Genomic DNA, 9,784 nt, shown 5'->3' with positions numbered 1-9,784 from the left:
AAGGCAATAAAATCAATCGCCTTAATGCGCCCTCCGGGCCCACCATAATCGTTATTCGCCAATAGGTTACGAAGCAGTTCGCCGAAGTCGATTCAAGGAGCCGGTCCAGCCACTCGCCGATCGGATGTATCATCTACGGAATGGCAGCTTTGCGCCTTTAAGTCGGCCATTCAGCCAGCCCACGCCTCCCCTCTCGAAGCCGACATTGATAGTGCCCTACCGTTGAATGCACCGACAGCGGACGACACCAGTGGGGGCGGTGGCATTGAAGCTTCTACCTGAGTGTCGCCAGCAGGTGTTCGGCAGCCTTAACATCCGCCGTATTCAGGCCCTCCACAAAATGTGCCGCAACCGGTTGCAAGAGCTCGCGAGCGCTATTGATCTCCCCGCGCCCTGCCATCAGCGTCGTCATGTCGATTGCGGTTCGCAACTCCCATGCCCGCGCGTGCTGACTGCGGCTCAACTCCAGTGCTTGCATGTGGTATGCGGCAGCTTCGTCGCGGTTGCGTTGCGACTGAAGAAGGAGGCTTCCCTTCATCCGCAGCAACTCCGGGAGGTACAATTGGTCGCCGTTCTTTTCGACGAGGCCAAGCGACTCGTCGATCAGCGCAGTTGCTTCATCGACCTGACCGATTGCAGACAATCCCCTGACCAGCGAGAGGTTGAGCGGAGTCGTGAGCAATTCGTAAGGTGCCGCGTGCAGCTTCTGAATAGAAGTCTGCAGGCCCTCGACACCGCCTTTTGCATCGCCTTGACGGATCGCGACTTCGCTTTTGAATCCCCGACCGACCAGTAAGTAAGGAGTCATGGAATGGGATTCCGCGCGGGCGATGAGCATGTCGATGTAGGCCTCGGCGCTCTTCAGGTCGCCCGTCCACAGGAAGACCGATATCGCCCAGATCAACGCGATCGCCAGCGTTAAAGAGTGATCCATGGCGGCAGCCTCTTCGACGGCCTGCCGGGCATGTGCCGTGGCTTGATCCGGATGGCCTTGCAGCCAAAGGTTCCTCGCCAGAATCGCCCTGGCCAGGATTTTGCCTTCGAAGCCCAGATAGATCGTCGTGGTCCGCTGAGAGCGCGGTCCACGGTCGAGCGCCGCCTCCAGCTCTGCGCGCGCTTCCGCGAGGTCACCTCGCAAGTGAAGCGAGATACCCAGGATCGAGTGTGCAAGCGCGATCGCGACCGAATCCTCCAGACCGGCGGCGGTGGCTGAACAACGTCTTGCAACTTCGAGGGCGGTTACGAAATTGCCCGTCCGCAGATGGAACATGTTAAGCGGACCCAACAGACGCACTCGATCCAGCGGATCGCCGCGCTGCTCGGCAATCGCCAGACTTCTCTCCAGGGCTACTCGCGCCCTGTGGCGTCCTCCTCGCATAAACATGAAAGACACGCCGAGGGCTGCCTGGAGATGCATCTCGTCAAGTCCGCCAAGAGCTGCATTGTCGAAAGCCAATATCGCGCGTTCGGACCAGCGGTGACATTCCGGCAACAATGACATCGCTAGAAAAACCGGCGCGGCAGCGGTGACCAGTCCGATGCCGATGTCGGCGTTTCCGCGGTCGCTGAAGCACCACTGCAGGGCAGCCCGGACATTGTTGATGGCGGCGAAATGAGGAGCCCGTTCCTCACCGGTCGCCAGGTTTGGCCATCCGATCCCCGTCTGCTCTAGCCATCTTCGAAAGTACGCGGCGTGGCGCACTGCCAGATCGGCAGCCTCGGCGTCATCGATCCGGATATCGAGAACGTAGGCGCGCGTGGTATCGAGGAGCCGGTAGCGTATCATCGCTCCGACCGGACGCGTCGCTACCATCGATTTGGCGACGAGACTGTCCATGGCGCCTAGGACGGTCGATCGATCAAGGGTCGCGCTCGTCACCACCTCCAGTGCCGCATCAAGCGTGAAATGACCGACGAATACAGCGAGCCTACGCAACACCACGCGCTCAAGGTCGGTCAGGAGTCCAAAGCTCCAGTCCAGCGTCGCCTGCAGAGTTTGCTGGCGCGGCGGCGCGATCCGCGAACCGAGCCACAGCAGTGTCAGGCGTTGATCAAGAAGTGCGGCGGTCTGTTGCAGCCCATAGGATTCGACGCGCCTGGCCGCCAGTTCGATGGAGAGCGCCACTCCGTCGAGCTTTCGACAGATGCTTGCGATGAGCAGGGCTTCCGCATCGCTGACGTCCAAACGAGCGCCGCCTGCCACCGCACGTTCGACGAACAGTTGGGTGGCCGGGAAGGTTTGGACAATGGCCGCCGTTAGTCCAGGTTCGTCGGGCGGATAGGCAAGCGCATCCAACCGATAGATATGCTCGCCCTCGACCCGAAGCGCCTCGCGGCTCGTCGCCAGAATGTGGACCTGCGACGCCGCATCGACGATGCTTGCTGCCAAAGGCGCCACCGCATCCAAAAGATGCTCACAGGTATCGAGGATCAAGAGAATCCGCTTGTTGCGCAAGTAAGCGATCAGGTTGGGCGTGGCATCTTCTGTTTGAACGGTTAGCCCAAGCATCGAGGCGACGGCTGTCGTCACCAGACCGGGATCACCGATCATTCCCAGATCGACGAACAGCACTGCCCCATAAAATGCGTCGATGAGATGATGCCCGACTGCGATCGCGACGGTGGTTTTGCCGACACCGCCGGCGCCAACGATGGTGACGAACCGCGAAGCATTCAGTTGCGCCGACAGCTTGAGAACGTCCTCATCCCGCCCGACCATTCTGCTCAAGCGGTTTGGAAGATTCGCATGCGGAAACCCGGCGGCGATGAATGGGGCTTCGTCGTGTGGGCCGCTTGATCGCGAAACCGGTGCAACGAAGCAATAGCCGCGCCCCGGAAGTGTCGCGATGTAACGCGCGCCATCCTTTCCATCGCCCAACGCCTTGCGCAGTCCGGTCATGTGGAACCGCAGGCTGCCTTCCTCGACAACCACATCGGGCCAGACCCGCGACATCAGATCCTTCTTGCTGACGACTTCATTCGGCGCGGAAGTCAGAACGATGAGAATTTCAAGGGCGCGCGAGCCAAGCTCTACGGGAACGCCTTCTCTTGTCAGGAGCCTTTCACCCGCAGCCAAACAGAAAGGGCCGAACGACAATCCGTCTTTGGCCTGACTTGCCGTTATCGTCATGGCGTCTCTTCTTTTGGGAGCCGCCTGCACCCAGCGCCTCAGTTTAGGTCAAGGAGCGCTCCCGCACCATAGGGAGTCCCACTGTCTGGCGCCTCCTACCTGCTCAAAAAAGCGTCAGGCAGGCAGCGACTAACAAGGGCTCACGACGCATAACGGGCTAATCCCATCTCCCGGGGGTACGTCAAGCAGGGCAGATAGCATCATCCATCAACCCCAGGAGAGTCCCATGAACACGACCAGAACCTCCGAAGCAATCGACCAGGATCGCCGGCAACTTTTGGGTACTGCCGCGGTCGGCATCGCCGCCGCAGGCGCCGCGAGCCTGCTCCCGTCACAAAAGGCCGCCGCATCAACCAGCGATGGCATTCGCCCCTTCACCGTTAGCTTCCCGCAGGAAGAGCTCACCGAGCTTCGCCGGCGCATCATCGCTACGCGCTGGCCCGAGCGCGAGCTCGTATCCGACGAAGCCTCCCGGCGGATCTGGTCGGCCCGGGCGACGGCAGGGCCAACGCAGGGCGTGCAACTCGCCACGATGCAGAAGCTCATGCAGTACTGGGGAACAGAATATGATTGGAGCAAATGCGAGGCGCGGTTGAAGGCGCTGCCGAATTTCGTCACCGAGATCGACGGCCTCGATATCCACTTCATCCACGTGAAATCCAAGCATAAGGGCGCCCTGCCTGTCATCATCACGCATGGCTGGCCCGGTTCGGTCATCGAACTCCTGAAGATCATCGATCCGTTCACCAATCCCACTGCGCACGGCGGTACCGAGGGCGACGCGTTCGACGTGGTGATCCCGTCGATGCCGGGCTACGGCTTTTCCGGCAAGCCCACCGAAACCGGTTGGGGTCCAGCGCGCATCGCGCGGGCGTGGATCGTGCTGATGAAGCGCCTCGGCTACGACCGGTACGTCGCGCAGGGCGGCGATTGGGGAGCACTTATCACCGAACAGATGGCTCTGATCGCACCTCCCGAGCTGGTCGCCATCCACACGAACATGCCGGGGACCATTCCGCCTGAGATCGTGAAGGCGCTTGCCTCTGGCGGCCCGCCCCCTGCCGATCTCGGCCCCGACGAGAAGCGCGGCTACGACCAGGTCGCGTTTTTCTATAAGAACGGCCTGGGCTACGCCAACGAAATGGCGCTTCGTCCGCAAACGCTCTACGGGATCGTCGATTCACCGGCCGGCCTGGCGGCGTGGATCCTCGATCACGATGCGGATAGCTATGCGCTGATCGCCCGCTCCTTCGACGGAGAGCCGGAGGGCCTTACCCGCGACGACATCCTCGACAACATCACGTTCTACTGGCTGACCAACACGGCGATCTCGTCGGCACGTCTCTATTGGGAACACTCGCAAACCGCGAAGGCCGGCTTCTTCGACGCCAAGGGCATCACAATTCCTGTCGGCGCCACTGCGAACCCCAGCGAAATCTACACAGCTCCGAAGAGCTGGACTGAACGCGCGTTCCCGAAGCTTCTGCATTACGGCCGCACAGACAAGGGCTGCCATTTCGCGGCCTGGGAGCAGCCGAAGATCTTCACCGATGAGGTGCGCGCAACATTCAAGACGTTGCAGACCTGACGTGTTGGCGGGGGATGGCGCGCCGGACGCGGGTCATCTTCCGCCCTGCGATAGCTGCGTAGCGAACTTCCGAAGGGAGCGACTGCAATGAACCCCCTCATCAAGACGCTTGCCGCAGTTGCGGCTTGCAGCGTGCTCTGTACCGCTGCGCTGGCGTTCGGGCTTTGCACCCTCTCCGCGCCCGCCTTCGCAAATTCGGTCGAGGATCGCTCGATCCGGCCCTTCAAAGTTCAGATGCCACAAGCGGCGCTCGACGATCTTCGCGGTCGTATTGCAGAAACACGGTGGCCCGACCGGGAGACCGTCGGTGACCAGTCGCAGGGCATTCAACTCGCGAAGATCAGGCCGCTCGTCGAGTATTGGGGCACGGCCTACGACTGGCGGACGGCGGAAGCGAAGCTGAATTCCCTGCCTCAGTTCATGACCACGATCGACGGCGTGGACATTTACTTCATCCACGTTCGCTCGAAACATCCCCAAGCCCTGCCGCTGATCATGACGCATGGCTGGCCCGGCTCGGTGCTGGAACTGCTCAAAACGATCGGCCCGCTCACCGATCCCACCGCGCATGGCGGCTCCCCTGAGGACGCGTTCGACCTCGTACTGCCGTCGTTGCCGGGTTTCGGCTTCTCCGGCAAGCCAACTGAGACCGGCTGGGATACAGAGCGCATTGCGCGAGCGTGGGCAGAGCTGATGAAGCGCCTAGGCTACACAGAATACGTCGCCCAAGGCGGCGACTGGGGCTCACCCGTTTCGAATGCGATGGGCCGCCTGGCCCCTGCGGGACTTCTTGGCATCCATGTCAACCTGCCGGCTGTCGTACCACCAGAGATAGCTGCTGTGCTCGCCACCGGCGGACCAGTGCCGGCAGGCCTGACGGGTAAGGAGCGCACGGCATTCGACTCGCTCAGCATGGCCGCTAAGATGGGGAATAGATCCTACGCCACGATGATGGGCACCCGACCGCAGACGATAGGCTACGCCATCAATGACTCCCCTGCGGGGCTCGCAGCGTGGATGCTCGGGCATCCGGGCTTTTCAGGCTGGACCTACGACGATAGCGACCCTGAAAAGTCGCCGGACGAGGTGCTGGACGACATAACTCTGTACTGGTTGACGAACACCGCCACCTCGTCCGGGCGAATTTACTGGGAGTACGGCGGCGGGCGCAGTCCCGTTTTTGCCGACCCTGAAAAGACCAACAAAGTCTCGCTGCCGGTCGCAATCACGGTCTTTCCGGGGGAAGGCTATCAGGCCCCGGAGACGTGGGCCCGGCGCGCCTATCCCAACCTGATCTACTTCCATGAGGTCGACAAAGGCGGCCACTTCGCCGCGTGGGAGCAGTCGGAGCTCTTCTCCGCCGAGTTGCGCGCTGCCTTCAGGTCGCTGCGGCAAAGAAATTGAACGGACCGGAGAGCACAAGAAGCATTCCCATCAAACTCAACGGAGGACGCAGACATGACGATTGCCACTACCCGCAGCAACACCGTAGTCGAGACGCAAAAACCGCGATCCCACGACATGAAGCTTGAGGTCGTAGTCATTCGAGTTTCTGATGTCGACCGCGCCAAGCTGTTCTATACAGGCTTGGGTTGGCGGCTGGACGCCGACCTCATAGGTGACGAATTTCATATCGTCCAGTTTACGCCTCCTGGCTCCAACTGTTCGGTTGTCTTCGGCTCAGGCGTTGCACCGGGCCCTTATGCTCGTATCGAGCTCGACATTCTCGAAACCGCTGGTGAACTCGTCGTGTCGGACATCGAGGCAGCACGCGCAGAACTCGCCGATCGCGGGCTCGACGTAAGCGAAGTGTACCATTATGCCGGTGATAGAGGGCGCGTCAGCGGGCCCGATCCGGAAAGACGCAGCTACTCCTCGTGGGCTGCCTTCAGCGATCCGGCGGGAAACAACTGGCTCTTGCAGGAGGTCACTGCGCGAGCGCCAGGCCGCGTCGACGCCGACGGCGTCACCTTTGTCTCGTCGGCCGAGCTCGCAACCGCGCTTCGGCGTGCATCTGTGGCTCATGGCGAGCACGAGCAGCGGACAGGCGGTCGGCGCGATGAGAACTGGCCGGACTGGTACGCGGAATACATGGTGGCTGAGCAGGCTGGCAACGAGCTTCCACTGTGAAGCGATTGGGCGCGCAGTGCGCATTCGAACCATTCGCGCGACGACATCGATCGAACTAAAAGGCGTCATTGATGAAAGCAACCAAGCTGCTGTTCGCCGTGGCGCTCGCAGTGGCAATCGGGGCTCCGATTGCCGGTTTTCTAGGAGGCACAAATATGGCGCAGTCCATAATCTCCACACCAATGCGGGTTCCGTTTCTTCACGAACTCTCTACCTACCGGCTTGAGGAAAAATCGGAGCTTGCTTCGCTCGAAGCGGCGCACGAGTGGATAAATTCACCGCCGCTGACGGCTTCGGCTTTGCATGGCAAGGTCGTTCTCATCGATTTCTGGACTTACACCTGCATCAACTGGCTGCGCGCGCTTCCCTACATTCAGGCCTGGGACGAGAAATACCGGGAGCATAGTTTGGTGGTGATCGGAATCCATGCGCCGGAGTTCGCATTCGAAAAAGACCCGAACAACGTGCACCGGGCGGTGAAGGACCTGCGGATCGATTATCCGATCGCCGTCGACAACGACCATCTCTTATGGCGGGCCTTCAGCAACCAGTATTGGCCGGCACTCTATTTCATCGATTCGCGGGGACGTGTCCGGTATCATCATTTTGGCGAGGGGTCATACCAACAATCGGAAATGGTCATCCAGGAATTGCTGACCGAGGCTGGCGCTGGTGGATTCGATCGTGAGCCTGTGTCGGTAGATGCCCGCGGGATCGAAGCGGCGGCCGATTGGGAGACCCTCAAGTCTCCGGAAAACTATTCCGGATATGAACGCACCCAGAATTTTGTGTCCAGTGGCGAGCTAGTCTTGGACGAGCCGCATGCCTACGAATTGCCGGCGCGATTACGCCTGAATGAGTGGGGGTTGTCTGGCGATTGGACCGTAAGGAAAGAGAACGTCGTACTGAACAAGTCCGACGGCCGCATCGTCTACCGTTTCCACGCACGCGACCTTCATCTGGTCATGGGTCCGGCATCGCCGGGAACGTCCGTGAGATTTCGCGTGCTGATCGACGGACAGCCACCAGGCACGGCTTACGGCATCGACGTCAATGAAAAGGGCGAAGGTGCCGTGACTGAGCAGCGCCTGTACCAGCTTATTCGACAATCGAAACCCATCGTCGATCGCCAGTTCGAGATCGAGTTTCTCGACTCGGGCGTGGAAGTCTTTGCCTTCACGTTTGGCTGATCGTCCGGACAACGACAGAGGTTCTCAAATGCATTCGCTCAATATCCCGGATGAGATCGACCAAGAACGCCGACGGTTCTTTGGCGCCACCGCGATGGCTTTCGCCGCCACCCAGTTCGGCCTGATGGGCCCGGCACAAGCGCAACAGGCGACGGGAGAGCCCGTGGCGGCGTCCTTCGGGCCCTTGAAGCAGATCGACGCCGGCGTGCTGAGCGTCGGCTATGCCGAGCTTGGACCCGCCGACGGCCCACCCGTCATCCTGCTGCATGGCTGGCCCTATGACATCCACACCTATGCCAATGTCGCGCCTCCGCTGGCGGCGAAAGGCCACCGCGTGATCGTGCCGTACCTGCGCGGATACGGGCCAACGCGTTTCCTGTCGCACGATTCGATGCGCAACGGCCAGCAGTCGGCGATCGCCGCCGACATCGTCGCCCTGATGGACGCACTGGGCATCGAAAAGGCGACGATTGGCGGCTGCGACTGGGGCGCCCGCACCGCGAACATCATTGCCGCGCTATGGCCTGAACGCTGCAAGGCGATGGTCTCGGTGAGCGGCTACCTCATCGGCAACCAGCAAGCCGGCAAGCTGCCGCTGCCACCCAAGGACGAGTTGCAATGGTGGTATCAATATTACTTCGCCACTGATCGCGGCCGCGCTGGCTACGAGAAATACACACGAGATTTCGCCAGGCTGATCTGGCAACTCGCGTCCCCCCAGTGGAACTTCGACGATGCCACGTTCGAGCGCAGCGCCGCGGCCTTGGACAATCCCGATCACGTGGCCATTGTGGTCCATAACTATCGCTGGCGGCTCGGCTTGGCCGCCGGCGAGCAGCAATACGACGCGTTTGAGCAGAGACTCGCGCAGGCACCGTTCATCGGCGTGCCGACGGTCACGCTCGAGGGCGACGCCAATGGGGCGCCGCATCCGAACGCCAGCGCATACGCTAAGATGTTCTCAGGGAAATACGCGCATCGGGTTGTCACCGGAGGCATCGGGCACAACCTACCCCAGGAAGCGCCGCAGGCCTTCGTTGATGCCGTTGTCGAGGTCGACGCCTGATCGAGTTCGCGGTAACCGCCCCCGGCGGTTACCGCTGCCAGCAAAAGAATGCCCATGAGCCGCATCGCGAGGGTTGTCTACACGGCCAGGACCGCAACTACGGGCGGCCGCGAAAATGGCGCCTCGCGCAGCTCCGACGGCCTTCTGGACATCTGGCTTTCGGCGCCCGGATCGGCGCGCATAGGCACCAATCCGGAGCAGTTGCTCGCGGCCGGCTGGTCGGCCAGCTTCGCAAGCGCAATCGCATCAGCGGCCCACGATCGAAAAATCGCGCTGCCTGCAGGGGTGAGCATCGAGGCCGAGGTGAATCTGAACTACGGAGAAAACGGCCACTTTCTCAGCGTCCAACTGGATATTGCGGTGCCGGATCTGGAGCGTGATGTCGTACAAACTCTGGTGGATGAAGCGCACGAAACTTGTCCTTACTCCAAAGCGACACGGGGCAACATCGATGTCATAGCGAGGATCGTCTGATCTGACCTAAGTCGCCCGTCGACGTTGATGCTTTTGGCACCTCGCTCCCGGTCTGTTCTGGGTCAGGTTATGATCATGCCCACGTCGACGCGAATGTCCGCTTCGATATCTGCGGGCTCGAAAGCTGCAAGTCCGCATTCGTGAAGAGTTTCGGGCGCCGGCAGGCGTACGAAAGTCCCCGAGGAAGGAACCCGCGGGCCACAGGC

General features: G+C 61.1%; 7 protein-coding genes. 6 read left to right on the top strand and 1 reads right to left on the bottom strand.

What is annotated here, in order from left to right; all coding sequences use genetic code 11:
• Positions 1–274: 274 nt before the first annotated feature.
• The gene (locus RFM40_RS16070; RefSeq protein WP_320229323.1) at positions 275–3,130 is read right to left on the bottom strand and encodes an ATP-binding protein; all 2,856 of its coding nucleotides are present in this window, start codon (positions 3,128–3,130) and stop codon (positions 275–277) included.
• Between the two features lie 226 nt (positions 3,131–3,356).
• Between RFM40_RS16070 and RFM40_RS16065 the strand changes: the two genes are divergently transcribed.
• The 6 genes from RFM40_RS16065 (at position 3,357) to RFM40_RS16040 (ending at position 9,578) form a co-directional block, all read left to right on the top strand.
• Positions 3,357–4,718, top strand: a complete 1,362-nt coding sequence (locus tag RFM40_RS16065; protein ID WP_320229322.1) for an epoxide hydrolase family protein — start codon at positions 3,357–3,359, stop codon at positions 4,716–4,718.
• A gap of 87 nt (positions 4,719–4,805) precedes the next feature.
• Entirely contained in the window at positions 4,806–6,122 is a 1,317-nt protein-coding gene (locus tag RFM40_RS16060) for an epoxide hydrolase family protein (protein ID WP_320229321.1), read from the top strand.
• Between the two features lie 54 nt (positions 6,123–6,176).
• Positions 6,177–6,848 (top strand): VOC family protein, encoded by a 672-nt coding sequence (locus RFM40_RS16055; RefSeq protein ID WP_320229320.1) that lies wholly within the window; start codon positions 6,177–6,179, stop codon positions 6,846–6,848.
• Between the two features lie 71 nt (positions 6,849–6,919).
• On the top strand, positions 6,920–8,038 hold the full coding sequence (locus RFM40_RS16050) for a redoxin domain-containing protein (RefSeq protein ID WP_320229319.1): 1,119 nt from the start codon (positions 6,920–6,922) through the stop codon (positions 8,036–8,038).
• A gap of 43 nt (positions 8,039–8,081) precedes the next feature.
• Positions 8,082–9,104 (top strand): alpha/beta fold hydrolase, encoded by a 1,023-nt coding sequence (locus RFM40_RS16045; RefSeq protein WP_320219996.1) that lies wholly within the window; start codon positions 8,082–8,084, stop codon positions 9,102–9,104.
• Positions 9,105–9,158: 54 nt separating this feature from the next.
• On the top strand, positions 9,159–9,578 hold the full coding sequence (locus RFM40_RS16040; RefSeq protein WP_320229318.1) for an Ohr family peroxiredoxin: 420 nt from the start codon (positions 9,159–9,161) through the stop codon (positions 9,576–9,578).
• The last annotated feature ends 206 nt before the right edge of the window (positions 9,579–9,784 follow it).

The organism is Mesorhizobium captivum (genome assembly GCF_033977165.1).
GTDB lineage: Bacteria > Pseudomonadota > Alphaproteobacteria > Rhizobiales > Rhizobiaceae > Mesorhizobium > Mesorhizobium captivum.
This window is presented reverse-complemented; position numbering and strand designations above follow the sequence as displayed.